This window comes from Sphingomonas tabacisoli, assembly GCF_042678385.1.
Lineage (GTDB): Bacteria > Pseudomonadota > Alphaproteobacteria > Sphingomonadales > Sphingomonadaceae > Sphingomonas_B > Sphingomonas_B tabacisoli.
The window spans coordinates 2,547,727-2,574,257 of sequence record NZ_JBHUDY010000001.1 but is presented as its reverse complement, the minus strand read 5'-3'; the positions used below and the strand labels follow the sequence as shown (position 1 = coordinate 2,574,257).

The 26,531-nt window shown below is 66.9% G+C and carries 26 protein-coding genes and 1 tRNA gene; 17 read left to right on the top strand and 10 right to left on the bottom strand.

Annotated features, from left to right (window positions below):
- Positions 1–5: 5 nt before the first annotated feature.
- Both ACFSCW_RS12905 and ACFSCW_RS12900 read right to left on the bottom strand, forming a co-directional pair.
- A complete protein-coding gene (locus tag ACFSCW_RS12905) occupies positions 6–1,625 on the bottom strand; it encodes a GMC family oxidoreductase (RefSeq protein WP_380889853.1) in 1,620 nt (539 codons plus the stop codon).
- 52 nt (positions 1,626–1,677) lie between these two features.
- Positions 1,678–2,241, bottom strand: a complete 564-nt coding sequence (locus ACFSCW_RS12900) for a helix-turn-helix domain-containing protein (protein WP_380889850.1) — start codon at positions 2,239–2,241, stop codon at positions 1,678–1,680.
- 90 nt (positions 2,242–2,331) lie between these two features.
- Here ACFSCW_RS12900 and ACFSCW_RS12895 point away from each other — a divergent pair, with 90 nt between their 5' ends.
- Together ACFSCW_RS12895 and ACFSCW_RS12890 are read left to right on the top strand one after the other, a co-directional pair.
- Positions 2,332–2,775, top strand: a complete 444-nt coding sequence (locus ACFSCW_RS12895) for a DUF6456 domain-containing protein (protein WP_380889849.1) — start codon at positions 2,332–2,334, stop codon at positions 2,773–2,775.
- A gap of 36 nt (positions 2,776–2,811) precedes the next feature.
- Positions 2,812–3,045 (top strand): hypothetical protein, encoded by a 234-nt coding sequence (locus ACFSCW_RS12890; protein WP_380889846.1) that lies wholly within the window; start codon positions 2,812–2,814, stop codon positions 3,043–3,045.
- A 145-nt stretch (positions 3,046–3,190) separates the two neighbouring features.
- On the opposite strand, the gene ACFSCW_RS12885 is transcribed toward ACFSCW_RS12890, so the two are convergent.
- Entirely contained in the window at positions 3,191–4,573 is a 1,383-nt protein-coding gene (locus ACFSCW_RS12885) for an L-serine ammonia-lyase (protein ID WP_380889844.1), read from the bottom strand.
- A gap of 54 nt (positions 4,574–4,627) precedes the next feature.
- Here ACFSCW_RS12885 and ACFSCW_RS12880 point away from each other — a divergent pair, with 54 nt between their 5' ends.
- A complete protein-coding gene (locus tag ACFSCW_RS12880) occupies positions 4,628–5,605 on the top strand; it encodes an MBL fold metallo-hydrolase (RefSeq protein ID WP_380889842.1) in 978 nt (325 codons plus the stop codon).
- Here ACFSCW_RS12880 and ACFSCW_RS12875 read toward each other — a convergent pair.
- Entirely contained in the window at positions 5,565–6,962 is a 1,398-nt protein-coding gene (locus ACFSCW_RS12875; protein ID WP_380889839.1) for a UDP-N-acetylmuramate--L-alanine ligase, read from the bottom strand. The genes ACFSCW_RS12880 and ACFSCW_RS12875 overlap by 41 nt on opposite strands.
- A 46-nt stretch (positions 6,963–7,008) precedes the next feature.
- On the opposite strand from ACFSCW_RS12875, the gene ACFSCW_RS12870 reads away from it, so the two are divergent.
- From ACFSCW_RS12870 to queC, 9 genes are all read left to right on the top strand, one after another.
- Positions 7,009–7,836 carry an LD-carboxypeptidase gene (locus ACFSCW_RS12870; protein ID WP_380889836.1) on the top strand — a complete coding sequence of 276 codons (828 nt, stop codon included), beginning with the start codon at positions 7,009–7,011 and terminating at the stop codon, positions 7,834–7,836.
- A 48-nt stretch (positions 7,837–7,884) separates the two neighbouring features.
- Positions 7,885–8,412, top strand: coding sequence for a J domain-containing protein (locus tag ACFSCW_RS12865; protein ID WP_380889834.1), 528 nt, complete (start codon positions 7,885–7,887; stop codon positions 8,410–8,412).
- Between the two features lie 52 nt (positions 8,413–8,464).
- On the top strand, positions 8,465–8,869 hold the full coding sequence (locus ACFSCW_RS12860) for a cupin domain-containing protein (RefSeq protein WP_380889833.1): 405 nt from the start codon (positions 8,465–8,467) through the stop codon (positions 8,867–8,869).
- A gap of 51 nt (positions 8,870–8,920) precedes the next feature.
- Positions 8,921–9,535: a DUF4142 domain-containing protein gene (locus ACFSCW_RS12855; RefSeq protein ID WP_380889831.1), complete on the top strand. Its 615-nt coding sequence runs from the start codon at positions 8,921–8,923 to the stop codon at positions 9,533–9,535.
- A 132-nt stretch (positions 9,536–9,667) separates the two neighbouring features.
- Complete coding sequence (locus tag ACFSCW_RS12850; protein WP_380889830.1) at positions 9,668–10,933, top strand: Xaa-Pro dipeptidase; 1,266 nt, start codon at positions 9,668–9,670, stop codon at positions 10,931–10,933.
- Positions 10,930–11,520, top strand: coding sequence for a phosphatase PAP2 family protein (locus ACFSCW_RS12845; protein WP_380889827.1), 591 nt, complete (start codon positions 10,930–10,932; stop codon positions 11,518–11,520). The genes ACFSCW_RS12850 and ACFSCW_RS12845 overlap by 4 nt, the downstream gene beginning before the upstream one ends.
- Positions 11,521–11,635: 115 nt before the next feature.
- Positions 11,636–12,082, top strand: a complete 447-nt coding sequence (locus ACFSCW_RS12840) for a hypothetical protein (protein ID WP_380889824.1) — start codon at positions 11,636–11,638, stop codon at positions 12,080–12,082.
- Positions 12,083–12,157: 75 nt separating this feature from the next.
- Positions 12,158–13,435 carry a dicarboxylate/amino acid:cation symporter gene (locus ACFSCW_RS12835; RefSeq protein ID WP_380889821.1) on the top strand — a complete coding sequence of 426 codons (1,278 nt, stop codon included), beginning with the start codon at positions 12,158–12,160 and terminating at the stop codon, positions 13,433–13,435.
- A 95-nt stretch (positions 13,436–13,530) separates the two neighbouring features.
- Complete coding sequence (gene queC / locus ACFSCW_RS12830; RefSeq protein ID WP_380889818.1) at positions 13,531–14,247, top strand: 7-cyano-7-deazaguanine synthase QueC; 717 nt, start codon at positions 13,531–13,533, stop codon at positions 14,245–14,247.
- 164 nt (positions 14,248–14,411) lie between these two features.
- Here the strand turns inward: queC and ACFSCW_RS12825 are convergent, their stop codons facing one another.
- The 3 genes from ACFSCW_RS12825 to ACFSCW_RS12815 form a co-directional block, all read right to left on the bottom strand.
- Positions 14,412–16,055: a M28 family metallopeptidase gene (locus tag ACFSCW_RS12825; RefSeq protein ID WP_380889816.1), complete on the bottom strand. Its 1,644-nt coding sequence runs from the start codon at positions 16,053–16,055 to the stop codon at positions 14,412–14,414.
- Positions 16,056–16,274: 219 nt separating this feature from the next.
- On the bottom strand, positions 16,275–17,435 hold the full coding sequence (locus ACFSCW_RS12820) for a saccharopine dehydrogenase family protein (protein WP_380889814.1): 1,161 nt from the start codon (positions 17,433–17,435) through the stop codon (positions 16,275–16,277).
- Between the two features lie 33 nt (positions 17,436–17,468).
- A complete protein-coding gene (locus ACFSCW_RS12815; protein ID WP_380889812.1) occupies positions 17,469–19,100 on the bottom strand; it encodes a methyl-accepting chemotaxis protein in 1,632 nt (543 codons plus the stop codon).
- A gap of 119 nt (positions 19,101–19,219) precedes the next feature.
- Between ACFSCW_RS12815 and trxB the strand changes: the two genes are divergently transcribed.
- Positions 19,220–20,185, top strand: a complete 966-nt coding sequence (gene trxB / locus ACFSCW_RS12810) for a thioredoxin-disulfide reductase (RefSeq protein ID WP_380889810.1) — start codon at positions 19,220–19,222, stop codon at positions 20,183–20,185.
- Between the two features lie 111 nt (positions 20,186–20,296).
- Here the strand turns inward: trxB and ACFSCW_RS12805 are convergent, their stop codons facing one another.
- Positions 20,297–20,566 carry an acyl carrier protein gene (locus ACFSCW_RS12805; RefSeq protein ID WP_380889807.1) on the bottom strand — a complete coding sequence of 90 codons (270 nt, stop codon included), beginning with the start codon at positions 20,564–20,566 and terminating at the stop codon, positions 20,297–20,299.
- Between the two features lie 11 nt (positions 20,567–20,577).
- The gene (locus tag ACFSCW_RS12800; protein WP_380889805.1) at positions 20,578–21,579 is read right to left on the bottom strand and encodes a GNAT family N-acetyltransferase; all 1,002 of its coding nucleotides are present in this window, start codon (positions 21,577–21,579) and stop codon (positions 20,578–20,580) included.
- A gap of 95 nt (positions 21,580–21,674) precedes the next feature.
- On the opposite strand from ACFSCW_RS12800, the gene ACFSCW_RS12795 reads away from it, so the two are divergent.
- Entirely contained in the window at positions 21,675–23,234 is a 1,560-nt protein-coding gene (locus tag ACFSCW_RS12795; protein WP_380889804.1) for an acyl-CoA ligase (AMP-forming), exosortase A system-associated, read from the top strand.
- Entirely contained in the window at positions 23,231–24,457 is a 1,227-nt protein-coding gene (locus tag ACFSCW_RS12790) for a pyridoxal-dependent decarboxylase, exosortase A system-associated (RefSeq protein ID WP_380889801.1), read from the top strand. The genes ACFSCW_RS12795 and ACFSCW_RS12790 overlap by 4 nt, the downstream gene beginning before the upstream one ends.
- Here the strand turns inward: ACFSCW_RS12790 and ACFSCW_RS12785 are convergent.
- A complete protein-coding gene (locus ACFSCW_RS12785; RefSeq protein ID WP_380889799.1) occupies positions 24,454–24,594 on the bottom strand; it encodes a hypothetical protein in 141 nt (46 codons plus the stop codon). The two genes, ACFSCW_RS12790 and ACFSCW_RS12785, sit on opposite strands and share 4 nt — an antisense overlap.
- A gap of 102 nt (positions 24,595–24,696) precedes the next feature.
- Here ACFSCW_RS12785 and ACFSCW_RS12780 point away from each other — a divergent pair.
- Positions 24,697–24,781 (top strand) — tRNA-Leu (locus tag ACFSCW_RS12780).
- Between the two features lie 50 nt (positions 24,782–24,831).
- On the top strand, positions 24,832–26,448 hold the full coding sequence (gene tig, locus ACFSCW_RS12775) for a trigger factor (RefSeq protein WP_380889798.1): 1,617 nt from the start codon (positions 24,832–24,834) through the stop codon (positions 26,446–26,448).
- The last annotated feature ends 83 nt before the right edge of the window (positions 26,449–26,531 follow it).

The following is a 26,531-nucleotide window of genomic DNA, read 5'->3' as shown; positions in this document are numbered from 1 at the left end:
CAGTATCAAGCCGCGAGCTGCGCTTTAGCTTCAGCGGCGATCAGGTCGCTCGCCTTTTCCGCGATCATTATCGTGGATGCGTTGGTGTTGCCGGTGACGAGCGTCGGCATCACGCTGGCGTCGACGACGCGCAGCCCTTCGACGCCGCGCACGCGAAGCTGCGGATCGAGCACGCTCGCCGGGTCCGCCCCCATCCGGCAAGTTCCGACCGGGTGATAGATCGTTTCCGCCCAGTCGCGGATGGCCGCCGTCATCGCGTCTCGATCGGTCTCCTCGTCGCCCGGCCAGACTTCGGGGCCGCGATAGGCGTCGAAGGCCGGTGCCCGCGCGATCCGCCGCGTGATCTCGACACCGGCGAGCAGGGTTTCCAGATCGGCCGGTGCGGAGAGATAGTCCGGATCGATCGCCGGATGCGCGGCGGGATCGGGCGACTTCAGCCGGATCGTGCCGCGGCTTTCGGGGCGAAGCTGGCAGACGTGCATCTGAAAGCCATGCTCCGGCCCCATGCCGCCGCGGCCGTGCGGCGGCACCAAGGCAGCGACGAAATGGATCTGCATGTCGGGCGCGGCAAGCCCGGGCCGCGTCGAGAAGAAAGCGCCCGCCGGCGTCGGGATATAGCTGCCCTGGCCGGTCTTGCGGAACATCCACTGCGCGAGCGTCGAGAGCTGCGCGACCAGCCGGGCGTTCGCGTTCAGCGACACTGCTTGCGTGCAACGCCATTGCAGGATCACGTCGAGATGGTCCTGCAGATTGCCACCCACGTCCGGGGCGTCGTGCACCACGCCGATGCCCTGCTCTTGCAGGTGCTCGGCGGGGCCGATACCGGACAGCATCAAGAGCTGCGGCGAGTTGATCGCGCCGCCGCACAGGATCACCTCGCGCGCCTGAACGGTCTCTGCGCGGCCTCCTCGGCGGAGCGCAACGCCTGTCGCGCGCTTGTCCTCGAAAATGACCCGCTCGACGAGCACATCGGTCCAGATGCCGAGATTGGGTCGGCTCAGCGCCGGCTCCAGATAGGCCTTCGCCGTCGACCAGCGGCAGCCATTGCTGGTCGTCGAATCATAGACGCCAGCGCCTTCCATGTGTAGGCCGTTGAAGTCGTCGGTGAGGCCGATCCCGGTCTCATCCGAGGCCTTCAGGAACGCGTCGATCAGCGGGTTGGCGAGCGTGCGCGTCGAGGTGTTGAGCGGGCCTTCGCCGCCGTGCACCTCGCACGCCCCGCGTTCGGAGCGCTCCGAACGGCGGAAATAGGGCAGCACGTCGTCCCAGCCCCAACCGGTGCAGCCTAGCTGCGCCCAATGGTCGTAATCGCTGGCGTGGCCCCGGATATAGACCATGCCGTTGATCGACGACGAGCCGCCCAGCGCCCGGCCCCGCGGCCAATAGAGGCGGCGGCCGTTCAAATGCCGCTGCGGCTCGGTCCAGTAATTCCAGTTCGCTTTGTGTTGTTTTTCCGGCGGCAGGATTTGCGCGATGCCGGCGGGCATGCGGAACATGACACCCTTGTCCCGCCCGCCCGCTTCCAGCAGCAGCACGCGAGTCTTGGGGTCGGCCGACAGGCGGTTGGCGAGCACGCAGCCTGCGCTGCCCGCGCCGACGATCACGAAATCATAAGTGTCCGCCACGCTACTTACATTGCAGACAGTAAGCGCTTCCGCAATGGTGTGACGGAAGGCGTCAGAGCGAGCGGACGAGCCGCACCGCGCGGGCGATCCAGGGCGGATCGGCATAGACTTGTTGCCGTGCGCCGGCGCCCAATGGCAGGATATGGAGCTTGCCGTCTTCGCGGCCGAGCAGACGGCCGAATGCGTAACGCCCGGCCGGTCGGGGGACGAGGATGTCGCGGTTGAGCGCGCGAGCGAAGGCGTCTGGCGCCAGGCGCTCGCACCAGATTTCGTCGCCTGCCCGATAGTCGCCCACCGATGCTTCCACCTTGACCGCGACCAGTTCCGGCGCCGGTTGGGGCGCGACGACGACGGCCTCGCGCTTCGGGGCGTGCGCGCCGTCGGGGCCGAGCAAGGCTGCGACGGCGATGCCAGGCCGGTCGGGCAGCTTGACCAGATCGCCGGCCTCCACGCCCAGTGCCTTGGCGATGCGGTTGAGCCATCCCACCGAGACCGTACGGGTGCCGGTTTCCAGCCGGCCGATCGTCTGGGCTGTGGTTGGCGGATCGCAGCGCTTGCCGACCTCCTCGAGCGTCAATCCCTTGGCGCGGCGGACTTCGCGAATGGCGGTGATCATGACGACCTCATAACCAAAACGGTTTCTCTCTGTCCTACACCTTTGCCGTTGTGGCAAGCGGAAAACGACTCGGACAGACAGGAGAACGGCATGGGAAGGGTATTGGTCGAGCGGGCGCTGAAAGGGGCGGGGAACCGGAGCGTCACGGTCAATCTGGCGGAATCCTCGCTGTCCTGGCTGGCATCGCGCGGCCGGATCGGCGACCGGCAATTGCTTGCTGGGGAGACGCTGCGGGCCGATTGGGAGCGCGCCAGGCTTGGTCCGAGCGTGACCATGCGATGGGATGTCGCGCCGCGCGGGCCGGGCAAGAGCGTCGCGCCCGACCCCACTACCTCGCAGCTCGATGCGAAGCGCCGCTTCGACGCCGCGATCGCGCATGTCGGCAGCGGGTTGTCGGACGTGCTGTGGCGCGTCGTGTGCGCGGACGAAGGGCTGGCGGAAGCGGAGCGGGGCCTGGGCTGGCCCGCGCGGGCGGGAAAACTGGTGCTCGGCCTCGCGCTGGACCGCTTGGCCGATTTTTACCGCATCCGCTGAGGCTTACGCGCGTTGAGGCGGTAAAGGAGAGCGATCATGACTGAACATCCCCGCACCGAATCCGCCCGCGCGCACGACGACAGCGACCTGATCGAAGGCGGCGAGCCGATGCCGTCGCACAGCGGCACCTCCGGCGCCGGACCGGCCGAGAATATCGGCACCCGCGACGAATTGAAGCAAGCGACGGGCGAGGAGCCGATGAACACCCGTGTGCGCAAAGGCGACAAGGCGGACACGCGTGTCCCGACGCGCGCGGATATGGATGGGTAACATCTGACCCTCTCCCCTTAAAGGGGAGAGGGTGGCGCGGCGAAGCCGCCGCCGGGGGAGGGGCAAAGCCCGCACGCAGGGTGACTTCCCCTCTCCCTGGCCGCTTCGCGGCCGTCCCTCTCCCCTGCAGGGGAGAGGGTTTTGCTCAGCACTCCACGACGTTGACCGCCAGCCCGCCCAGCGCAGTCTCCTTGTATTTGGCGCTCATGTCGGCCCCGGTCTTGCGCATCGTCTCGATCACCTGGTCGAGGCTGACGCGGTGGGTGCCGTCGCCGAGCAGGGCAAGGCGTGAGGCTTCGATCGCCTTGATCGCGCCGACCGCGTTCCGCTCGATGCACGGCACCTGCACCAGCCCGCCGACGGGATCGCAAGTGAGGCCGAGATTATGCTCCATGCCGATCTCGGCAGCATTCTCGATCTGGGCGTTCGAGCCGCCGAGCGCTGCGGTCAGCCCCGCCGCCGCCATCGAGCAGGCGACGCCCACCTCGCCCTGGCAGCCGACTTCGGCGCCGGAGATCGAGGCGTTCTCCTTGAACAGCGAGCCGATCGCCGCGGCGGTGAGCAGGAAGCGATCGGCACCGTCCTCGGTCGCGCCCGCGACGAAGCGCTCGTAATAGCGCAGCACCGCCGGCACGATCCCCGCCGCGCCGTTCGTCGGCGCGGTGACGACGCGGCCGCCCGCCGCGTTCTCCTCGTTGACTGCGAGCGCCCAAAGGTTGACCCAGTCGATCACGGTCAGCGGATCGGCCAGCGCGCGCTCCTGCCGCTCGACGAGCTTGGCGCGGACCTCCGGCGCCCGGCGCTTCACGTTCAGGCCGCCGGGCAGAATGCCCTGCTGGCCCATGCCCCGGTCGATGCAGCCGGACATAGTCTCGCGGATCGCCTTGAGCCGGGCGCGCACCTCTTCTTCCGGCATCCGCGCCAGCTCGTTCTCCAGGGCCAGGTCGGCGATGCTGAGGCCCGCCTCGGCCGCGACGGCGAGAAGCTGCTCGCCGGAGTGAAACGGGTGAGGCACGTCCGCGACAAGGCCCTCGGGCGGCGCGTTACCGGCGATCTCGCTCTCGGCGACGATCGCGCCGCCGCCAACCGAATACCAGACGCCGGACATCAGCTCCGCCTCGTCCGCATCGAAAGCGGTGAAGCGCATGCCGTTGGAATGGAAGGACAGCCGCTCGCGCTGATGGAAGAGCAGGTCGCGCGCTTCGTCGAAGCGAATCTCGTGCTCGCCGCCCAGCCGCATGCGACGGCTCGCGCGAATTTCCCCGATGATGCGATCCGCCTCGTCCGGGCAGATGCCGTCGGGCCGCTTGCCGGCAAGGCCGAGCAGCACCGCGCGGTCGCTCGCATGGCCTTTGCCGGTGAGTGCGAGCGATCCGTACAGCTCCGCCAGCACGCGGTGGGTGCGGTCCAGCAGGCCGCGCTCGCGAAGCTGCTCGGTGAAGGCGCAACCGGCCGACATCGGCCCCATGGTGTGCGACGATGACGGGCCGACCCCGATCTTGAACAGGTCGAAAACGCTATGCGGCATGGCGCGCATCTAGGCGCGACGGAGCGAAAGCGCCACCGCGCCGTTGCTGGACTCATGCGCCCAACGCTGCATCCGCGCCTCGTCAACGACCGCTTCGGCGACCCGGCGCTGTTCGTGGAAGCGCTGCACCGGCGCGAGGCCCTCTTGTTCGATCTGGGCGACCTGTCGCCGCTCTCGGCGCGCGACCTGCTGCGCGTCGATACGGTGTGCGTCAGCCATATGCACATCGACCATTTCATCGGCTTCGACGCGCTGCTGCGGGTGAACGTCGGGCGCGAAAAACGCGTTCGGATGATCGGGCCGGAGGGGCTGATCGACGCGGTCGGGCACAAGCTGCAGGGCTACACCTGGGACCTCGCGCACAAATACGATGCCGACCTGTGGTTCGACGTTTGGGAGGTGAGCGGGGCTTCCGCGCGCTTCAGGTTCAAGGCAGCGTTTGAGCGCGAGCCGCTAAACGAGGCATTCGCCGTGCCCGGCCTGACGCTCGACTGGGTCGTGCTGGAACATCACGGGCCGAGCATCGGCTATGCGCTCGCCGAGCCGGTGCACGTCAATGTCTGGCGCAACCGGCTGGAGGAGCGGGGACTTGCGCCGGGGCAGTGGCTGCAAGAACTGAAAGCCGCAGTCCGGGACGGGGCGGCAGACGACACCGTCATCCGCACGCCGGGGGGCGACAGGCCCTTGGAAGTGTTGCGCGATCTGGTCAGCGTCGAAGCCGGGCAGAAGGTCGCCTATGTGACCGACGTTGCGGACACCGCTTTCAACCGAGCAGCGATCGCTGGTCTGGCCAAGGGAGCGGATCTGTTCTTCCTGGAATCCCGCTTCTCGGCGGCAGACGAAGCGCTGGCTCTCGACCGGGCGCACCTCACGACCTGCGCCGCCGGCGAGATCGGGAATGCGGCCGGCGTGCGGCGGCTGGAGCCGTTCCACTTCTCCCCGCGCTACGAAGGCGAAGAGGAGCGGATGTTGGCCGAGGTCGAGGCGGCGTTCAGGCCAGCCGCTGCAACAGCTCCGCGGCGAACTGGCTGAGCGTGTCGTCGCGGGCGCCCATCACGACGATGCGGTCGCCGGGGTGAGCGAGGGCGGCCAGGCGCTCGGCGATTTCGGGGCGGGCGGGGATGTGCTCGGCGTTCCGGCCGGCGGCGCGGACGCCTGCGACGATCGTCTCGCTGCCCACGGAGCGGTCGACGGTGCCGCCGAAATAGACGGGATCGGAGAGGATCAGCACGTCCTCTGGCCCAAGCCTTTCGCCCAGGGTGGCGATCAATTCCCGCCCCATCACCCGGAGCGGGCCGTAGCCGTGCGGCTGGAAGAAAATCAGCAGCCGGCCGGGAAAGGCGTGGAGCGCGTCGAGCGTCGCGGCGATCTTGTCGGGGTTGTGGCCGAAATCGTCATAGACGATCACGCCACGCGCTTCGCCGACCCGCTCGAGGCGCCGCCGCAGGCCGGTGAAGCCCGCCAAGGCTTGCGCGGCCTCGGCGAGCGGCACGCCGGCCGCGACCGTCGCGCCGATCGCGGAGAGGGCGTTCACGGCATTGTGCCGGCCGAGAAGCTGCAGCTTCACTTCCGCGGTCTCGCCGCTCGACCGTTCGGTGACATGGAAAGCGACACCCTCCGCATGCTCGGCGACGTGATGGCCGACAAGCTGTGCTTCCTTGTCGAACGCAAAGGTGAGGAGCTGGTCCTGGTGCAGTTCGCTCGCGATGGCGGCGACTTCGGGGTGGTCGATGTTGACGACCGCAGTCTTCGCCTTGGTTACGAAATCTTCGAACAGCGCGCGCAGCTCATCCATGCCCTTATGGTCGAGGCTGATGTTGCCGAGCACAGCGATGGTCGGATCGAACAGCGCGATCGAGCCGTCGCTTTCATCGACCTCGCTGACGAACGCCTCGCCGCTGCCGACGAGAGCGCTGGCGAAGGGCGTGTCCTGCCCGACGAAGTTCTTCATCACCGCGCCGTTCATGACGGTCGGCGCGCGTCCGGTTGCGTGCAGGATCCAGCCGATCATGCCGGTGACGGTCGACTTGCCGCTGGTGCCGCCGACGGCGATCCGCACGGGCGCGGCGTTGAACAGCTCCGCGAGCAGGCCGGCGCGGCTCATCCGCGCGCAGTGGAGGCGAGTCGCAGCCTGCACGTCCGGCACGGTTTCCTCGACCGCGGCGGAGGCGACCAGCACCTGATCGGGCGAAGTGACGCCGCTGCCGTCTTGCGGGAACAGCGCGATGCCTTGGGCCCGCAAGAACTCGAATTTCGGCGCGGTGCGGCCCTGATCGAGCGCGCGGTCCGAACCGGACACCTCTGCACCCTGAGCCCGCACGATGCAGGCGAGGGGCAGCATGCCGCTGCCGCCGATCCCGCAGAAGAAATAGGATTTGTGAGCCGTCATGCCGACGCTACTAGCCGGTTCGGGAAGCCGAACAAGGAGTGAGCCCATGCGGATCGGCATTGTCGCGCCGAGCTGCCGGATCGATGAGGACGTAGTGAGCCGGGTGTCCGTCTTGGCAGAAGGCCGGGCGGAGCTGGTCTGGCATCCTCAATGCTTTCTGTCCGACGGGCATTTCGCAGGGCCAGATGCGGCGCGGGCGGGAGCGTTGATCGAAGTCGCCAACGATCCCACGATCGACGCGGTGTGGTTCGCGCGCGGCGGATATGGTGCGTGCCGGATCGTCGATGCGGTCATGGGCGGTTTGGGTGAGGCTGCGCGCCGGAAAACCTATCTCGGCTATTCGGACGGAGGCACGCTCCTCGGCGCCCTATACGCGCGTGAAATCGGAGCGGTGGCGCACGGGCCGATGCCGGCGGACATCCGTCGCGCTGGTGGCGAGGCCGCGGTCACGCGGACGCTGGACTGGCTCGTCGATCGTAACCGAGCATCGCTGGAGCCTTCGGTGGGCGACGCTCCGACCGTGGCGTTCAACATCGTCATTCTGGCGCATCTCATCGGCACGCCGCATCTGCCCGACCTGACTGGCCATGTCCTGATGATCGAGGAAGTGGCGGAGTATCTCTACCGCACCGACCGCGATCTCGCCCAGATCGTCCGGCATCCGTCGATCAGCAGCATCGCGGGCATCCGCATGGGGCGGATCAGCCAGGTGCCGGAGAACGATCCCGATTTCGGTGCCGAGCCGGAGGAGGTGGTGCTTCATTGGTGCGACCGCGCCGGCATCCCGTTTCTCGGCCCGGCCGATATCGGTCACGACGCGGACAACAAAGTCGTGCCGTTCGGGCTGACAGCCCCACCCCAACCCCTCCCCTGAAGGGGAGGGGCTTTCAGTATCGCGTGCTCCTCACTATCTGGGTCGCGAATGGCGCGTTCTTCCCGATCAATGGACTGGGGCTTTCCCCGCTGGCGTTCCTATGGCGGGGAGCGGGGCGCGGCGAAGGTGCGGCTGTGCGACCGTGACGGCTGCGAGGAGCCGGGCGACCGGCCCGCGCCGAAATCCCCGAACAGCCCCGACCGCTGGTATTTCTGCGAGGCGCATGCCGCCGAATACAATCGCAACTGGAACTATTTCGAAGGCCTCTCGGCCGAGGAAGCCGCGGCGCGCGAAGCGAATGAGCAACGCGACGCATCCGGTTTCCGCCAGTCGCAGCATTACGCCTGGGGCGGCCCCGGCGACGGCACCCGCTCTCGCGACGAGATGAAGGCGCTGGACGTGCTGGAGCTGGAAAGCGACGCCAGCTTCGAGCAAGTGCGGGCCGCCTATCGCCGGCTCGCCAAGGCCAACCATCCCGACGTGAAGCCCGGCGACGACGCCGCGGCCGAACGCTTTCGCAAGGTGCAGGCGGCCTATGACGTGCTGCGCCGCGCCGAGGAGCGCCGCGCGGCCTGAGGGAACGCGCGCGCCGGCTTCGTCGTTACCCCGCCGGACGACCGGAGGGCACATGAAGCAGGGTTATGTCGACGACATTCAGCGCGCGACGCTGGACAACGGGTTCTTTCGCCAGGTGCTCTACACAGGCGAGCATCTCCAACTCGTCGTGATGACGCTTAAGCCCGGCGAAGAAATCGGCGAGGAAGTGCATGAGGACCGCGATCAGTTCTTCCGTTTCGAGGAAGGCGCGGGCGAAGTGCTGATCGACGGCAAGACCCACAAGGTCGAGGACGATTTCGGCGTGATCGTGCCGGCCGGTGCGCGCCACAATGTCCGCAACACCGGCTCCGAACCGCTGAAGCTCTACACGCTTTACGGTCCGCCGGAGCACAAGGACAAGGTCGTCCACCGGGACAAGGCGCAGGCCGAGGCCGATCACGACAATGATCATTGGGACGGCAAGACGACCGAATAAACCGGAACATCGGCATGGGCGCGGCGTTCGGCGGCTCTGAGGAGAGTTGCCATGAAACGCTTTGCCGCCCTGTCGACCGCCGCCGCGCTGGGCCTCGTGCTCGCCGCATGCTCGAAGCACGACGAGACCAACACCGCCGCCGCCGACAACAACGCGACCACGGTGAACGAGGTCGGTTCCGTCGACAATGCGTCGGGCCCGGGCAACAGCATGAACACGCCGGCTGCGTCCGCGGCGCCGATGACGGCGCAGGCTTTCGCCGACACCGCATCGGCCAGCGACGCGTATGAGATCGCCGCGTCGAAGCTTGCCGAAACCAAGGCCAAGGATGCGAGCGTCAAGAACTTCGCCGCCGACATGGTCAAGGATCACACCAAGTCGACCGAAAACCTGAAGGCCGCCGCCGCCAAGAGCGACAAGAAAGTGACGCCGGCAGGCACGATGACGGCCGAGCAGCAAGCGAACGTCACCAAGCTGCAGGGCCTGTCGGGCGCCGATTTCGACAAGGAATATGCAACGCAGCAAGTCGACGCGCACACCAAGACGCTGGCCGCGCTCGAGGGCTATCGCGACGGCGGCGATTCGACCCACCTGAAGGCGTTCGCCCGCGAAACGGTGCCCGTGGTGCAGCACCATCTCGAAATGGCGCAGAAGCTGGCGAAGTAAGAGATCCCGTTCGTATCGAGCGAAGTCGAGATACGCGCTTCTCGACTTCGCTCGAAGCGAACGGCTTGGGGTATAGCGGCTTGCGGCGGCTTGCGCGGGCGACTAGCCCTCCCCAAAACCTTGGGAGGGCTTATGTTTCATTCGTTCCTGCTTGCCAGCATGGCGCTGATCGCGGCGCCGGCTTCGGCCGAGACTGTCGTCGTCACCGCTTCGAAGATGGTCGACGTGCTGGCCGGCCGCACCCTCGACAATCCGGTGGTGGTCATCACCGATGGGCGGATCGCGTCGGTGTCGAGCGGCGGCGCGGTGCCTGCCGGCGCGAAGCGGATCGACCTTGGCGGCAAGACGATCCTGCCGGGCCTGATCGACATGCACGTCCACCTGACCAGCCTCGCGGAGATCGGCGGCTATCGGACGCTGCGCTACACCGACAGCTTCTGGGAAGCGGTCGGCACCGCGAACGCGAAGAAGACGCTGGAGGCGGGCTTCACGACCGTGCGCAACGTCGGCTCCTCCAACTTCGACGATGTCGGGCTGAAGCAGGCGATCGAGGGCGGCTGGATTCCGGGTCCGCGGATCGTGCCGGCCGGCTATGCGATCGGCGCGACCGGCGGCCACTGCGACGACAATGCGCTGCCGCCCTCCTATGACCGCAAGGAAGCGTCGGTGATCAACTCGCCCGAGGAGGCGCGGGCGAAGGTCCGCTGGCTGCACAAATATGGCGCGCGCGTGATCAAGATCTGCGCGACCGGCGGCGTGTTCTCGCTGGGCGATGCCGTCGGCGCGCAGCAGCTCAGCTTCGAGGAAATGAAGGCGATCGCGGACGAAGCGCACATGCTCGGCCTGAAGGTCGCGGCGCACGCACATGGGCCGGACGGTATCCGGACGGCGGTGCAGGCCGGTATCGACACGATCGAGCATGCCAGCCTGGCCGACGACGAGGGCATTCGCCTCGCCGCCCAGAAGAAGACCTGGTTCGACATGGATATCTATAATGACGACTATATCCTCGCGACCGGCACCGCGAACGGCACCGAGCAGGAAAGCCTCGACAAGGAAAAGATGATCGGCCGCCTGCAGCGCGAAACGTTCCGCAAGGCGTTCAAGGCCGGCGTGCCGATGCTGTTCGGCACGGACGCCGGCGTTTATCCGCACGGCGACAACGCGAAACAGTTCGCCAAGCAGGTCGAATGGGGCATGACGCCGATGCAGGCGATCCAGTCGGCGACGAAGAGCGCGGCCGAAGCGCTCGGCCAGACCGGCGAGGTCGGCGCGATCGCGGTCGGCCGCTATGGCGACATCATCGCGGTCGATGGCGACCCGACCCAGGACGTGCGCCGGCTCGAACATGTCGCCGTCGTGATCAAGGGCGGCGAGGTGGTGAAGAACGTCCAGTGACGCGCGAATTACGCGCCGCGCTTGTCCTTTTCGTTGCAATAATGGTGCTCGGCTTCGCTTTGAAGCTGGGTGGGACGCCGGTGTTCGATCCCTGGGCCTCTCGCATCGCGGCCGCCGGGCGGACGGAAAGCGGATTCTGGCTAGCGTTGTCACGAATCGGGAAGGGTGAGGTCGTCGGCGTGGTGGCGCTGCTGTCGGCGGCTCTGCTTGCGGTCCTGAAACGGCGGCGCGACGCGCTGATCGTCGTAGTGACGGTCGCCTGCCAGATGGCGACCAATCCGCTCCTCAAGATGCTGTTCTCGCGGGCGCGGCCGGAGCTCTACACCCACCTCGATCAGGTGTTGGACCTGAGCTATCCGAGCGGCCATTCGGCGCAGAATGCCTGCCTTTATCTGCTGCTCGCGCTGATGGTGCACAATCGTATCGGCCTGATCGGCATTCCGCTGGCCTTCATGGTCGGCCTGTCGCGCGTCGTGCTGGGCGTGCACTGGCCGACCGACGTGCTCGGCGGCTGGATGGAAGGCGCGGCGTTCGCGCTGCTGGGCGCCCATGTCTCGCGCCGGCTTGCCAGCCGCGCCGATTCGTGATGATCTGACTGCCGTTCACGTCGCCGCGAGAACATAGAGGCCGCAGGCGACGACGCGGGCCTGTCGCGTACGGCCTGGCGGGCGCGGGGCCTGCCGGAAAGAACGGGGAATCAAAATGAAAAAGCTGATGCTCGTCGCGGCGGCCGCCGCGCTGCCCTTGTCGTTTGCGTACCACGCGCCGGCGTTCGCCCAGGCGAGCAGCTATACGCCGGGATCCTTCTGGGACGTGAGCGGCATCAAGTTCAAGGACGGCGGCGGCGAGAAGTATCTCGACTGGCTGGATTCGGATTGGAAGAAGCAACAGGAATTCGCCAAGTCCAAGGGCTGGATCGAGGACTATATGGTCGTCGCCAATGCCTATCCGCGCGACGGCGAGCCGGACCTGTGGCTGATGATCAAGTACAAGGCCGTGCCCGATGCAGCCGAGCAGATGCGGCGCAATACGGCAATGGAAGCCTTTCTCAAGCAGGACCCGCACCAGGCCGACGCCGCCAGCGGCGACCGCGGGTCGATCCGCACCATCAAGGAATCGATGATGCTGCAGGAGCTTAAGCTCAAATGAGGCTGCAGCCGCGCTGTAGCGGCTGACAGAAAAGCTTGGTTGGGATCGGAAGGGAGCCGCACCAGATCGGCGATCATGGTGCGTGCTTCCTTCGGACTTCAGATCGGCGCGGCGATGCTGCTGGGCCTGGCGGCCGGCCTCATTGCGCGTGCGTTGCCGGATTCGAGCGGGCTGGTCACGGCGCTCGACCTGATCGGCTCCAGCTTCGTGCAGCTTTTGACGGTGCTGGTGCCCCCGCTGGTGTTCGCCTCGATCGTCGCGAGCATCGGCAATCTGCGCCAGCTCGCAAATGCCAGCCGGCTGGTGACGCAGACCTTGCTGTGGTTCGCAATCACGGCGCTGATCGCGGTTGGTATCGGCATCGCGCTGGCGTTGGTCATCCAGCCGGGCGTCGGCGCGGGGGTTGATGCCGCGACTGCCGCAGCGCCGCGTACGGTCGGGACCTGGCTCGATTTCCTGAAAGGGCTGCTGCCGGTCAATGTGCTCGGCCTTTCGGCCTCGACCAAGCTGGTCGACGGCGCGCCGGTGACTGGCCTCAGCTTAAACGTGCTGCAGATCGTGGTGATGGCGGTGCTCGCCGGTGTCGCGGCGCTGAAGGTGGGAGAGGCGGGCGAGCCGTTCCTTGCCTTTGCGCGCTCGCTGCTGGCGGTGGTGCGCAAGCTGCTTGCCTGGCTGATCCGATTGAGCCCGATCGGCGCGTTCGGCCTGTTCGGGCATGCAGTCGCGACCTACGGGTGGGACTCGCTCGCCCGGCTCGGCTGGTTCGCGGGCGCGGTCTATCTCGGCCTCGCGATCGTGATGCTGGTCGTCTATCCGGCGCTGCTGATGCTGCACGGACTGAGCCCGGCGCGGTTCCTCCGCGCGGCATTGCCGGCGATCCAGCTTGGCTTCGTCACCCGCTCGTCGATCGGCACGCTGCCGGCGACCGAGGCCGCGGTCGAGCGGCTGGGCGTCGATTCCGCCTATGCGAGCTTTGCGGTGCCGGTCGCGGCGACCAGCAAGATGGACGGCTGCGCCGCGATCTATCCGGCGATCGCCGCGATCTTCATCGCGCAATTCTATGGCCTGCCGCTGGGCGTCACCGATTATGTCGCGCTGGTGCTGGTGTCCGTGATCGGCTCGGCTGCGACGGCGGGGCTGACCGGCGCATTGGTGATGCTGACGCTCGCACTGTCGACGCTCGGCCTGCCTCTGGATGGCGCGGGATTGCTGCTGGCGATCGACCCGATCCTCGACATGGGCCGCACCGCGACGAACGTGGCGGGCCAAGCGCTGGTGACGTACATCGTCGCGCACCGCGAAGGGCTGGTGGCGCACGCGGAGCCGACTGGCTCGTTCGTGCCCGCCGAATAGATTCGTCATGCCGGGCTTGACCCGGCATCCCGCTTCTTCTTTCTCCTGAGGAGAAGGAAGCGGGACCCCGGCTCAAGGCCGGGGTGACGGGAAGTATGACACTCTCATCCGAATCTGCATTGGTTCTATTTTCTGGCGGGCAAGACTCCGCGACGTGCCTGGCCTGGGCGCTCGACCGGTTCGCGCGCGTCGAGACGGTCGGCTTCGACTACGGCCAGCGGCATCGGGTCGAGCTCGACTGCCGCGCCGCGCTGCGCGACGACCTCGACAAATTGTGGCCGGGCAAGCTCGGCGACGACCATATGCTGGGCCTGCCGGTGCTTGGGCAGATCAGCGACACGGCGCTGACGCGGGAGGCGGAGATCGCGTTCGGCGCCGATGGATTGCCGACCACGTTCGTGCCGGGGCGCAACCTGCTGTTCTTCAACCTTGCTGCGGCGGTCGGTTACCGGCGCGACATCCGGCATCTGGTCGGCGGCATGTGCGAGACCGATTACTCAGGCTATCCCGACTGTCGCGACGACACGCTGAAGGCGCTGCAAGTGGCGATCGGGCTCGGACTCGATCGCCGCATCGTCATCCACACCCCGCTGATGTGGCGCGACAAGGCGGCGACCTGGGCGCTTGCCGAAGAACTCGGCGGGGCCGCGCTGGTCGAGCTGATCCGCACCGAAAGCCACAGCTGCTATCTGGGCGAGCGCGGCACGCTCCACGATTGGGGCTATGGCTGCGGACATTGTCCGGCATGCGAGCTGCGCGCCCGCGGCTGGACCGAATACCGGTCTGCGACAAATCGCGACAAATTCGTGTGACGCTCGACATAGCTTTGCGACGGTTGGCCGCGATAAGCTGATCGCAGACAGCGAGGCCACCCCTCCCCGTTGTCTGAACCAAGGCAGGGCCACCCCTCCCTGTCTCCAGGACGACCCAAGTCCCGGGCCCCGCTCCTCACCCCAGGAGCGGGGCCCTTTCCCTTTTACTTGCGGAGCGCCGCGGTCTTGTCGCGTTCGCGGCGGAACTCCGAATCCGGGCTCCAGTTCGGCCATTCGCGGCCGTTCGCGAGGTTGGTCCCAAGCGTGTAGAGCAGGGCGAGATCGTTGGTCATGCCGGACAGATCCCAATCGGCGCTCCATTCGTCGGCCGGCTGGTGGTAGCGGTCCTTCACATAGGCTTTGGACAGCTCCTCGCCGCGCTCGGTGCCGCCGTTGACGAGATCGTTGCCGCCGTCGAACGAGATCGCCGGCACGCCGCGCTTCGCCATCGAGAAATGGTCGGAGCGGTAGAAATGGCCGGCCTCCGGATGCGGGTCGGGGCTGTACACCCGGCCGCGTTCGGCCGCGAGCCTGGTGAGATCGTCCAGCAGGCCAAGCTTTGCGCTGCCCGAGATCGAGAAATTCCTGGTCGGTCCCGCAATCGAGCCGCCGTCCATGTTCAGCACGCCGACCGTCTTGCCGAGCGGATAGAGCGGGTTGGCGGCGTAATATTCGGAACCGAGCAGGCCCTTTTCCTCGGCCGTGACGGCGAGGAAAAGCACCGAGCGATCCGGCTTCGGACCATGCGCGAAGGCGCGGCCGAGCTCGAGAAGCTGGGCGATGCCGGTCGCGTTGTCGACGGCGCCATTATAGATGCGGTCGCCGCGCGCATCGGGCTGGCCGACGCCCAGATGGTCCCAGTGCGCGGTGTAGGCGACGATCTCGTCCGGGTGCGTTTTGCCTGGCAGGATGCCGGCGACATTGTGCGAGGTGATGACTTCGGCGTTGACGTCGTAATCAGCCGAGAAGGTCGCCTTCAGCGGCACCGGCTTGAACGCACGGGTCTGGGCACGCTTCTTCTCGGCGTCGAAATCGAGGCCGGATGCCTTGAAGATCGCTTCCGCCTCGTCGCGCTGAATCCACGCTTCCATCGGCGTGTGCGACGCGTTGGGGTCCTTCCGGACAATGTCGAACATCGTGTTGGTGTTGGAGTTCTTGACCGTGTTCCAGCCGTATGAGGCGGGCGCGGTCTCGTGGACGATCAGCACCCCGGCAGCGCCGCGGCGGGCGGCTTCCTCGTATTTGTAGGTCCAGCGGCCGTAATAGGTCATTGCCTTGCCGCCGAAATCGCCCTGGCCGGTCTCGAAGTCCGGGTCGTTGATGAGGACGACGAGAATCTTGCCCTTGACGTCCAGGCCCTTGAAGTCGTCCCACTTCCGCTCGGGCGCGGTGACGCCGTAGCCGACAAAGACCAGCGGCGCGTTGTTGATCGTGACATGTTTCTGCCCGGTCAGCGGGGCACGGACAGCAATCTGCTGCCCTTGAACGAGTGGCGCGGATTTGCCGTCCACGGTCAGCACGAGCTTCGGCTGCGCGTCGCGGATCGAGGTGCGGAGCAGCGGCACCTTCTGATACCAGCTCCGCTTGCCGTTCTCGATGTCGCCGGCGGGCTGCAGGCCCGCGGCTTCCATGCCCTGCGCGATATAGGCGATCGACTTCTCCTCGCCCGGAGTGGCGGGGCCGCGGCCTTCGAACGCGTCGGAGGACAGCGTCTTGATATCCTGGTTCAGGCGGTCGGTGCTGAATTGCGGCGCCTGCGCGAAAGCGGTCGAGGACAGGAGGATCAGGCCAAGTAACGTCTTGTTCATGAGGCAAACCTTGCGAGTGAGAGAGCGGCGTCATGCCGCGCACGCGGACGCGTTTCAACCGAACTGCTGAACGGTCGCTGAAAACGCCGTCTCTCTGTCGGGAACCGACGAACGCATAGGCCGTTTTGCCGGCAGGAGCCCGCTTCACCCCCCTTCGCAGGCTCCGGTGCTTGAAAGCGTTTGCGCCCCGCTGCTCACCCCCCGCAGCGGGGCGCTTCTTTATTCCGGCTGGAAGCTCAGTCCCGCCTTGGCTTCGAGGCGCTTGACCAATGCGTCGGCCATGATCGCGCCGGGCGTCCAGACGCCGCCCGTCCCTTTCACATCCTCGGCAAGGCACAGCGCCGATTCCGCGATCATCTTCGATGTCGAGCCATAGCCGGGATCGCGGTCGCCTTTCACCGACAGGCGCGCGGTTCGGCCGTCCTCATATTCGGCGACGAAGAGGATGTCGTAGAAGCCGCTTTCGCGTTCTTCCTTGCTCGGACCCTCGCCGGGCTTTGGCCCGTGATCGTCGGCAAAGGGATTCGCCTTGGCAATCGCTTCGGCCGCCGCCTTGCCGAGTTCGCCGAGGCCAGGCGCGACCATCATCTCGTCGTACCGGAAATCGTTGCCGTAAGGATGACCTGCAAGGAAGTTGGTGCGGTGCACATTCTTGGTGTTGATCGGCGCCATGATGAACGGCGCGACCCAGGCGCCAATCGCCGAATCGTAGCGCGGCAGCAGGCCGTTCGGCTGGTCGGGGCCTTCGAACCCTGGCGTCAGCGCAAAGGGGTCGGCGAGCAGCTTGAACAGCGACGGCTTCCTAGCCGCGGCGGCGAGCGTCGCCTTCAGGCTGGCGACGGTGCCGCCGGACGCGCCGCCCTTCATCGCGCGGACGCGGCCCTTGATGCGCGGCGCGGGCGTTCCGAACCGCTCGGCGCACAGCTTCTGGAGTTGCTGGACGCCGAGGTCGAACGGAATGGAATCGAATCCGCAGGAGAAGACGATGCGCGCGCTGCTGGTCTGGGCGCGTGCCTGGTGTGCGTCGATCATCTCGCGCATCCAGGCCGGCTCCCCGCACAAGTCGACATAGGCGGTGCCGGCGGCGGCGCAGGCGGCGACGAGTTCTGAGCCGTAGAGCTGATAGGGGCCGACCGTCGTTATGATGACGTCCGCTCGCGTCGCCATTGTCGCCAGGCTCGCCGGGTCGGATGCGTTTGCGACGAGCAACGGAAGCTCCGGCGGCGCGCCGATCTCCGCCCGCACCTGCTGGAGCTTGTTCTGATCGCGCCCCGCCATCGCCCAGCGCAATGTGGGGTAGTTGGCGGCGAGATATTCGGCGACGAGCCGGCCCGTGAAGCCGGTCGCGCCATAGACGATGATCGTGAAATCGCGTGCCATGCTGCTCTCCCAATGGGGCGAGCGTAGCAGGAACTAGGCCGCTCTCAACCGGCTGAGGAAGTCGCCAGCCGCCTGGGTGAGCGCCCGGCTCTGCGCATCGAGCGTGCCGGCAAGCGAGCGCATCGATTCGGTGAGCGAGTCGGTTTCGCGGGCGCGTTCGGCAAGCTGGGCGATGTTGCTGTGAACGTCTCCGGCATCGTCGGCTGCTTCGGCGGCATTGCGGCCGATATGATCGGAGGCCTGACGCTGTTGCTCGACCGCTTCGGCGATCGCCTCGGCACCGGCGCTGACCGATTCGACCTGCGCCGCCGCTCGTTCGACCGCGGCCACGGCATCCGCGGCCCTGGACTGGATGGCGGCCGTGGTTGCCCCGATGCGGCCGATCGCTGCGCCGGTCTGCGTCGCGAGCGTCTTCACTTCGTTCGCGACGACAGCGAAGCCGCGGCCCGCTTCGCCGGCGCGCGCTGCCTCGATAGTGGCGTTCAGCGCCAGCAGATTGGTGCTGGTTGCGATATCCTGGATGAATGTCGCGACGCTGGCGATGTCGGCTGCGCTGGCGGCGAGTTCGTCTAGCGTGCGGCGGGTCTGGTCGGCAGAGGCGCGGGCCGTTGCGCTGGCTTCCACCTGTTCGGCGACGCGCGCGGAGACGTCATCGACGGCCTCGACCATCTGTCTCGACGCTTCGGCAACGCTCGCGACAGCAAGTGTCGCGTTGGTTGCACGCGACGAGGCCGCCGAGGCCTTTGCATTCGTGTCGCGGCCGATGTCCTGCAGCGTCACGGAGGACCCCTGCAAGTCGCCGACGGCGCTTTCCAGGCTGCGTGCGACAGCGAGGACGGTGGCTTCGAATGTGTCCGCGAGCTTCAACAGGTGCTCGCGGTTAGTCTGCTGTTCGGCGTCGAGTGCTTGCTGCCGTTCATGCTCCGATGCGAGCCGCTCCGCAGACCGGCGCTCCATGTCCCGCCGTTGCTCCTCGCGCTTGGCCTCCTCGGCGTTCTTCAGCCGCGCCGCGGAGCCGAGCTGGTCGACGAACAGATTGCCTATGTCGAAAAAGACGCGGGTCAGCATGAAGACGTAGAGCAGGTCCGCACCATAAAGCGCGGAGGGAATGGGGAAGGGCTGCGCGCTGAATGTAAGGGCGAGCGAAATGCCCATCATCGCCGTGTAAAGAAAAGCCGCGAACGGCAGCATCGCGAGGATCAGCCCGCCGGTGCACATCGCCGCGACCATCACGCAGAACAGGTAGATGCGATCGATCTCGCTCGCGGTGAGCAACGGCACCCCGACCAGCCCGCTCCAGGCGAGGCCGGTCAGCATCGCGTAAAGGTGCACCGTGCGCCGTTCGATCCTGAGGCTCGTGTAGCGGACCCGGCAATTCGGCATCCGCGGCAGGATGAACAGGCCGCAGGTGGTGAGCAGGATCAGGCCGAGCGCGCTGAGCAGCACCGGCAGTCGATTGGGACTGTCGAAGAACAGCCAGGCCATCAGGATGGCGGAGGCGCAGTTGACCAGCGCGGCCTGCTCGACCTGCTTCACGACTTGGCCGATCTGTGCCTGGATGATCGAGGGCGGCACGCGCCAATGCCGGCGCACGCGCCCGCGCTCGCTGCGGATCAGCAGCCTTAGTCGGACCCTGGTCCGTTGAAGAGGAGTGCGCGCGCCCATGCCTTCCGGTGCAACCGGGCGACGTTCTGGACGCGAAATGGTTAAAACAGGGTCAACCGCGTTTGCGCGTGACGCTCTCCCGCCTTATCTGCAGATCAAGAACGGGATTCCTGACAGCCATGACCATTCACAAGACACGCATGTTGATTCTGGGCTCCGGCCCCGCCGGCCTGAGCGCCGCGATCTACGGTGCCCGTGCGGGGCTGAAGCCGATCGTCGTCCAGGGCATTCAGCCCGGCGGGCAGCTGATGACGACGACGGACGTCGAGAACTATCCCGGCTTCGCGGACGTGATCCAGGGGCCGTGGCTGATGGAGCAGATGCAGAAGCAGGCCGAGCATGTCGGCACGACCTTCCACTACGACATCGTCACGGATGTGGACCTGTCGCGCCGGCCGTTCCGCCTCACCGGCGACGGCGGCGACGTCTACGAAGCCGAGACGCTGATCATCGCCACCGGCGCGCAGGCCAAGTGGCTCGGGCTCGACAGCGAACGGCATCTCGCCGGCAAGGGCGTCTCCGCCTGTGCGACCTGCGACGGCTTCTTCTACCGCGGCAAGAAAGTGGTCGTAATCGGCGGCGGCAACACCGCTGTCGAGGAAGCACTCTACATGACCAACCACTCGCCCGACGTGACGCTGATCCACCGCCGCGATTCGCTCCGCGCCGAGAAAATCCTGCAGGAACGGTTGTTCGCGAACGAGCGGATTTCGGTTCTCTGGAACAAGGCGGTCGAACGGTTCGTGAGCGGCGGCGAACCCGAGGGGCTGGTCGGCCTCGACCTCAAGGACACGGTCACCGGCGCGCACAGCCATATCGCATGCGACGGCGCATTCGTCGCGATCGGCCATTCGCCGGCAACCGAGCTGTTCCAGGGCCAGCTTACGTTGGACGAAGGCTATATCACGGTCGAGCCGGGCACGAGCCGTACCGCCATTCCCGGCGTGTTCGCCTGTGGCGACGTGATGGACAAGCATTACCGCCAGGCGGTGACGGCGGCAGGCACGGGTTGCATGGCCGCGCTGGATGCGGAACGTTTCCTGGCGGAAGCGGAGTTTGCGGCGAAACGGGCTGAGGCTGCTTAGAGGAAAGAAATGGGAGGGCTTCGACAAGCTCAGCCCGAACGGGGGAGGGACGAGTGCAGGGGAAGACAAGCTCCGTTCGGGCTGAGCCTGTCGAAGCCCTCCCTTCTCCCCTTACTGCACCTTCCGGTCGAGGAACGTCACCAGCGCGCCGAAGCTGGACAGCATGTCGCCGTCCACTTCGTCGTCCTCGATGACGATGCCCAGCCGGTCCTCGATCTCGGTCAGCAGGCCGGCCACCGCCATCGAGTCGAGCTCGGGCAGCGATCCGAACAGTCCGGTCTCGGCGTGAAAGCCGGCGACGCGCTCGGGCGCGAGGCCGAGCACGTCGGCGAGCACGGCGCGGACGGTCTTTTCGACCTCATGGTGGGTTTCGGGAACCATCGCCGCGCCCGCTAGTCGAGCGGCGCGCGGCGGACAAGCCCTGTAGCCGAAGCGGCGAGCGCCGGCGCCCAGGCCGAAGGCGCGCGCGGATTGAACAGCTCGAGGCGCTTGAGCACCCGACGCTGGTCCGCCCAATCCGCCAGATCGGCCTCCCTGCCGTTGCCGAGATTGATGGTCTCCGCGTGATCGACGTTCATCAGATAGCGCAGCATCGACGCCGTCAGTTCGGCGGATGGGTAGAGGTCGCGCGCCTCGCGATCCTCGACGCGCCAGTGCGCCAGCGCCTCGCCTTCCTCGAACGTCCAAAGCTGGGCCGCGACCGGTGCGTCGCCGACGCGGGCAATGCCGAGCCGGAGCGTGCGGTCCACGCTGGCATCCTGGGCGAGCGCGCGCAGGAAGGGATCGGGGCCGCCAAGGAGTTCGGTTTCCTCCCAGAGCTTGGGCGTAATGAGGTCGGTAATCTCGACGTGCAAATGCCGGCTGCCGGCAGCCACCTGCTCGTGCAGGCGAGGCGAGCAAGCTTCCCAATAATCCTCGAAATGCCGGCCAGCGACGTCGAGCAGGAAATTGGCCGGGCCGTCGCGCTCCGCCACGCGCCACCCGGCGCGGCGGCAGGCCTGACGAAGCAGGGCAGCGTCTTCGGGAAACAACGGCTCGAGCGTGATGCGGGCAAGCCCGAAATTCTTCAGCCGGCGCGCGGCGGCCTGAAGAAGCGCCCGCCGCATCTGATCGTCCGGCACCCCCGAAAAGACCGGCGCGTAATGGGTGCTGTGCTCGCCCACGAGGGCGGTCGCGCGGTTGGGTCGGGATCGCGCGAGGAACAGCCACACCTCGGCCGGGCCGGAGCGGGCGCGCAGGATGAACGGGCGTGCGCCGGGCATGGCATGCTTCGCCGTGCGCTGCATCCATTCGAGGCGGAGCAGCGGATCAGGCTGCGCCGGCGCGTCGAGCCGACCGCGCGCAGCAAGCTCAGCCGCACGGAAGGAGTCGAAATATTCCCCGGTGACCCACAAGGCGCTAATCCCCTTAGTCGCCGCGACGTTTGGACGGGGAAGGGCAGAGGTTGCAAGAGCTTGATCCAACGCCGCGTCCGATCGACCATCTTCCATTGCTTGGAAACGCGGATGCGCCGGCGCTGATCGTCGCCGGCGAGACGCTGAGCTTTGCCGATCTGGAGGCGAGCGTTGGGCGATTGGCCGGCTGGCTGCGCGCCCAGGGCATCGGGCCGGGAGATCGAGTCGCAAGCTGGCTGCCGAAGACGTTAGCTGCCTGCCTGCTGCCGTTGGCCGCGCCTCGGATCGGCGCGGTGCATGTGCCGATCAACCCGCTGCTGAAGCGCGCGCAGGCGGGGTATATTCTCGCCGACAGCGGCGCGCGATTGCTCGTGACGCAGGAGGCGCGTGCTGGGACACTGGAAGCGGGCGATGTGCCCGATGGGTGTGAGGTGGTGCTCGAACCGCAAATCCTCCCCGGGACGGGGAGGGGGACCGCCGCCGAAGGCGGTGGTGGAGGGGACCCAGCCCGCGCATCCTTTGCCGGGGCTCCCTCCACCAGCTTCGCTGGTCCCGCTCCCCGTCCCGGGGAGGATTTCATTGCTCCAAGCGCCGCCGATCCCGATTCCCTCGCTGCCCTGCTCTACACCTCCGGTTCGACCGGGCGGCCCAAAGGCGTGATGCTGAGCCACGCGAATTTTTGGCTCGGGGCTGTCTCGGTCGCGCATTATCTGAAGCTGGCGCCCGATGACCGGACGCTGTGCGTGCTGCCGTTCGCGTTCGACTATGGGCAGAATCAGCTTTTCTCGACCTGGGCGGCGGGTGCTTGTGCGGTGCCGCTCGACTATCTGACTCCGCGCGACGTGGTGAAAGCGGTCGAGCGGCATCGGATCACGACGCTGGCCGGCGTGCCGCCGCTTTGGGTGCAGCTTGTCGAGGCGACATGGCCCGAATCGGCCAGTCTCCGGCGCCTCACCAACAGCGGCGGCGCGCTCACCGAGCCGCTCGTGCGCAAGTTGCGCGCGCTGTTTCCGGCCGCCGATCTCTACGCGATGTACGGGCTGACCGAGGCGTTTCGCTCGACCTTCCTGGATCCGGCCCTGATCGACACCCATCCGACGGCGATCGGCACGGCCATTCCGTTTGCGGAAATCCTGATCGTACGGGCCGACGGAAGCGTCTGCGACGATGAGGAGCCGGGCGAGCTGATCCATTGCGGGCCGCTGGTGGCGCAAGGCTATTGGCGCGATCCGGAGCGAACCGCACAGCGCTTCCGTCCGGCGCCGCCTGCGTCGCGGTACGGCGGGACGGCCGTGTGGTCGGGCGACACCGCGGTGCGGGGCCGTGACGGGCTGCTGCGGTTCGTCGGGCGGGCGGACGAGATGATCAAATCGGCGGGTAACCGGATCAGCCCGACCGAAGTCGAGGAGGCCGTCGTGGCAAGCGGGTTCGCCAGCGAGGCCGTCGCGCTTGGCATTCCCGACCCCCGGCTGGGACAGACGATCCTGCTGATTGCGCGCGGGCGTGCGAGCGACGAAGAGGCGCTTCGCATAAGCTTGAAGCGCGACCTCCCCAACTTCATGCAGCCGGCGCGGATCGTCTGGCTGGCCGACCTGCCGCGCTCGCCGAACGGCAAGATCGACCGCGCGGGCCTGAAGGCGGAGCATGGCGCATGAAGCCGATGGGGCCGATCCCGCCGGATTTTCGGGCGCAGGACGGTACATTGCTGATCGGCGGCCGGACGACGGCGGAGCTGGTCGCCGAAGCGGACGACACGCCGCTTTTCGTTTACGACAGCGCAATCGTGGAGGCACGGATCGCGCGGCTGCGGGCGGCGCTTCCGGCGAGTGTCGCGATCCACTATGCGATCAAGGCCAATCCCTTTCCGCCGCTGCTGAAAGCGATGCGGCCGCTGGTCGACGGCTTCGACGTCGCTTCGGTGGGGGAACTGCGCACGGCGCTGAACGCAGATATGGCGCCCGACGCGATTTCGTTCGCCGGGCCGGGCAAGCGCGAGGACGAGCTCGACGCCGCGATCCGCGCGGGCGTGACGATCAATCTGGAATCGGAAGGCGAGGCGTGGCGCGCGCTGTGGTTGGCCGAAAAGGCGGGGGTTCGCCCGCATCTGGCCGTGCGCGTCAATCCGGATTTCGAGCTGCGCGGCTCCGGCATGCGGATGGGCGGCGGCGCCAAGCCGTTCGGCATCGATGCCGAGCGCGTGCCCGCGCTGGTCAAGGAATTGCTCGCGGCGGGGGCGGGCTGGCGCGGCTTTCACATCTTCTCCGGATCGCAATCGCTGGATGCCGAGGCGATCATCGAGACTCAGGCGGAAACGATCGCGCTGGCGGCGCGATTGGCGGAGGAAGCTGGCGCGGAACCGCCGACAGTCAATCTCGGCGGAGGATTTGGCATTCCCTATTTCGCGGGCGACCAGCCGCTCGACGTGGAGCGGATCGGCGCGGCGCTGGAGCGCGCCTATGCGGACCGCCCGGCCATTCTGCGGGATACGGACTTTTGCCTGGAGCTCGGGCGGTGGCTGGTGGGCGAAGCGGGTGTCTATCTGACCCGCATCGTCGACCGCAAGGAAAGCGGGGGCCAGACTTTCCTGATCGTCGATGGTGGCCTGCACCATCAACTCGCCGCTTCCGGCAATTTCGGGACAGTGGTGAAGCGGAATTATCCGATCGCCGTGGCCAACCGCTTCGGGGCGGAGCCGGAGGAGACAGTCAACGTCCACGGCTGCCTGTGCACGCCGCTCGACCGGCTCGGCGACCAAGTTGCGCTCCCGCATGCAGAGGTGGGCGATTTGATCGCGATCTTCCTGGCCGGCGCCTATGGCGCCAGCGCCAGCCCGTCCGCCTTTCTGGGCCATGAGCCGGCGAAGGAAATGCTCGTCTAGGAGAGTGTATCCGGATGCGCAGGATCGCCCGGATCAGGCACGTCGGTGTCGGGGGAGGGCGTCGGCGATTCCGGCGGGACGTTGCCCGGATCGGGCGCGGGCGTTTCCGGAATCGAGTCGGGCGGGACGGTGGCCATGGAATGTTTCCTCCTGCTCAAGAGAAACAGGAACGCCTGCCCGACTTGCGGGTTGCCCTAATTAGACGGCTGGTATAGACGCCCGCGACCGGCGGTCCGGCCGCGGGCGTGGCGGAATTGGTAGACGCACCAGATTTAGGTTCTGGCATCGAAAGATGTGGGGGTTCGAGTCCCTTCGCCCGCACCAGTTTCGATCCTCACGGCCGGGACTATCTACAGGATTTTAGAAGGCGAGACATGCAGACTGTCGAGACGTTGAACGAGGGCCTGAAGCGGGCTTACACGCTGAAGATCACCGCCAAGGACATCGAGGCGCGCGTCGATGGCGAGCTGAAGAAGGTCGCTCCGCAGATCCGCATGCCCGGCTTCCGCCCCGGCAAGGTGCCTGCCAATCTCGTCCGCAAGATGCACGGCCCGGCGCTTGAGCAGCAGGCGCTCGAGACTGCGGTGCAGGAAGGCGTGCAGCAGCTCCTCGCCGAAAAGCAGCTTCGCCCGGCAATGCAGCCCTCGGTCGAGCTCGACGAAGGGTTCGAGCCGGGCAAGGACGCCGAGGTCAAGGTTTCGCTCGAAGTGCTGCCGGAAGTGCCGCCGGCGGATATCGAGAATCTGAAGCTCGAGCGGCTGACCGTACCTGTCGAGGACAGCGAGATCGACGAGACGCTGAAGCGGATCGCGTCGGGCAACAAGCAGTTCGAGGCGGCCGCCAAGCCGACCTACAAGGCGAAGCAGGGCGATCTGGTCGTGATCGACTTCGTCGGCAAGGTCGACGGCGTCGAGTTCGAAGGCGGCAAGGGCGAAGGCGTGTCGCTTGAGCTCGGCTCGGGCCAGTTCATTCCGGGTTTCGAAGACCAGCTTATCGGCGCGAAGGCGAATGACGAGAAGACCGTCAACGTCACGTTCCCGGAGAATTACGGCGCCGAGAATCTCGCCGGCAAGGCGGCGACGTTCGACGTCACCGTGACCGAAGTTCGCACGCCGAAGGACACGGCGCTCGACGACGATTTCGCCAAGCAGCTCGGGCTCGACGGCATCGACAAGCTCAAGGAGCTTGTGAAGGGTCAGCTCGAGCAGGAGCATAACGGGCTCACCCGCACGCACATGAAGCGCAAGCTGCTCGACCAGCTCGCCGCGTCGCATGATTTCGAAGTGCCGCCGTCGATGGTGGATGCCGAGTTCAACCAGATCTGGGCGCAGCTTGAGCACGAGGCGAGCCACGAGGCCGATCCTGAGAAGGCGCGCGCCGAGATGGAAGCCGATCGCGAGGATTATCGCCGCATCGCCGAGCGCCGCGTGCGCCTGGGCCTGTTGCTGTCGGAAATCGGCACGAAGAACGGCGTGGAGATCACCGCGGCCGAGATGAACCGGCTGATCGCGCAGGCTGCGCAGCAATACCGGCCCGAGGATCGCGATCGTTTCGTCCAGTATATCCGCAACGAGCCGATGGCGGCGGCGCAGCTCCGCGCGCCTCTGTTCGAGGACAAGGTCGTCGACTTCCTGTTCGGCAAGGCGGCGGTCACCGATCGCACCGTGACCCGGGCGGAGATCGAAGCCGAGATCGAGGCGGACGAAGACGGTCACGTCCATGGCCCCGGCTGCGGTCATGACCATCACGACCACGATCATGCGCCGGCCAAGCCCAAGGCCAAGAAGGCGGCTGCCAAGAAGCCTGCCGCGCAGAGCGAAGGCGCGGCCGCGGCGGTCGAGGCCGAAGCTCCCGCCGCGGAGGCGCCGGCAAAGCCGAAGCGTGCTCCTGCAAAGAAGGCGGCGCCTGCCACCGAGACGGCGGTGAGCGAAGCGGCTGCTGAAGCCGCTCCTGCCAAGCCTGCTCGGAAGAAGAAGGCGGCGGCTGAGTAAGCGTTCATCCCACCGTCATGCCGGATTTGATCCGGCATCCCGCTTCTTCTCAAAGGCAGCGGGACCCCGGCTCAAGGCCGGGG

Excerpts from the sequence above, each read along its gene's own strand:
- ACFSCW_RS12900 (WP_380889850.1), bottom strand. The coding sequence starts at position 2,241 with ATGATCACCGCCATTCGCGAAGTCCGCCGCGCCAAGGGATTGACGCTC.
- ACFSCW_RS12895 (WP_380889849.1), top strand. The coding sequence starts at position 2,332 with ATGGGAAGGGTATTGGTCGAGCGGGCGCTGAAAGGGGCGGGGAACCGG.
- ACFSCW_RS12890 (WP_380889846.1), top strand. The coding sequence starts at position 2,812 with ATGACTGAACATCCCCGCACCGAATCCGCCCGCGCGCACGACGACAGC.
- ACFSCW_RS12885 (WP_380889844.1), bottom strand. The coding sequence starts at position 4,573 with ATGCCGCATAGCGTTTTCGACCTGTTCAAGATCGGGGTCGGCCCGTCA.
- ACFSCW_RS12880 (WP_380889842.1), top strand. The coding sequence starts at position 4,628 with ATGCGCCCAACGCTGCATCCGCGCCTCGTCAACGACCGCTTCGGCGAC.
- ACFSCW_RS12875 (WP_380889839.1), bottom strand. The coding sequence starts at position 6,962 with ATGACGGCTCACAAATCCTATTTCTTCTGCGGGATCGGCGGCAGCGGC.
- ACFSCW_RS12870 (WP_380889836.1), top strand. The coding sequence starts at position 7,009 with ATGCGGATCGGCATTGTCGCGCCGAGCTGCCGGATCGATGAGGACGTA.
- ACFSCW_RS12865 (WP_380889834.1), top strand. The coding sequence starts at position 7,885 with ATGGCGCGTTCTTCCCGATCAATGGACTGGGGCTTTCCCCGCTGGCGT.
- ACFSCW_RS12860 (WP_380889833.1), top strand. The coding sequence starts at position 8,465 with ATGAAGCAGGGTTATGTCGACGACATTCAGCGCGCGACGCTGGACAAC.
- ACFSCW_RS12855 (WP_380889831.1), top strand. The coding sequence starts at position 8,921 with ATGAAACGCTTTGCCGCCCTGTCGACCGCCGCCGCGCTGGGCCTCGTG.
- ACFSCW_RS12850 (WP_380889830.1), top strand. The coding sequence starts at position 9,668 with ATGTTTCATTCGTTCCTGCTTGCCAGCATGGCGCTGATCGCGGCGCCG.
- ACFSCW_RS12840 (WP_380889824.1), top strand. The coding sequence starts at position 11,636 with ATGAAAAAGCTGATGCTCGTCGCGGCGGCCGCCGCGCTGCCCTTGTCG.
- ACFSCW_RS12835 (WP_380889821.1), top strand. The coding sequence starts at position 12,158 with ATGGTGCGTGCTTCCTTCGGACTTCAGATCGGCGCGGCGATGCTGCTG.
- queC (WP_380889818.1), top strand. The coding sequence starts at position 13,531 with ATGACACTCTCATCCGAATCTGCATTGGTTCTATTTTCTGGCGGGCAA.
- ACFSCW_RS12825 (WP_380889816.1), bottom strand. The coding sequence starts at position 16,055 with ATGAACAAGACGTTACTTGGCCTGATCCTCCTGTCCTCGACCGCTTTC.
- ACFSCW_RS12820 (WP_380889814.1), bottom strand. The coding sequence starts at position 17,435 with ATGGCACGCGATTTCACGATCATCGTCTATGGCGCGACCGGCTTCACG.
- ACFSCW_RS12815 (WP_380889812.1), bottom strand. The coding sequence starts at position 19,100 with ATGGGCGCGCGCACTCCTCTTCAACGGACCAGGGTCCGACTAAGGCTG.
- trxB (WP_380889810.1), top strand. The coding sequence starts at position 19,220 with ATGACCATTCACAAGACACGCATGTTGATTCTGGGCTCCGGCCCCGCC.
- ACFSCW_RS12805 (WP_380889807.1), bottom strand. The coding sequence starts at position 20,566 with ATGGTTCCCGAAACCCACCATGAGGTCGAAAAGACCGTCCGCGCCGTG.
- ACFSCW_RS12790 (WP_380889801.1), top strand. The coding sequence starts at position 23,231 with ATGAAGCCGATGGGGCCGATCCCGCCGGATTTTCGGGCGCAGGACGGT.
- ACFSCW_RS12785 (WP_380889799.1), bottom strand. The coding sequence starts at position 24,594 with ATGGCCACCGTCCCGCCCGACTCGATTCCGGAAACGCCCGCGCCCGAT.
- tig (WP_380889798.1), top strand. The coding sequence starts at position 24,832 with ATGCAGACTGTCGAGACGTTGAACGAGGGCCTGAAGCGGGCTTACACG.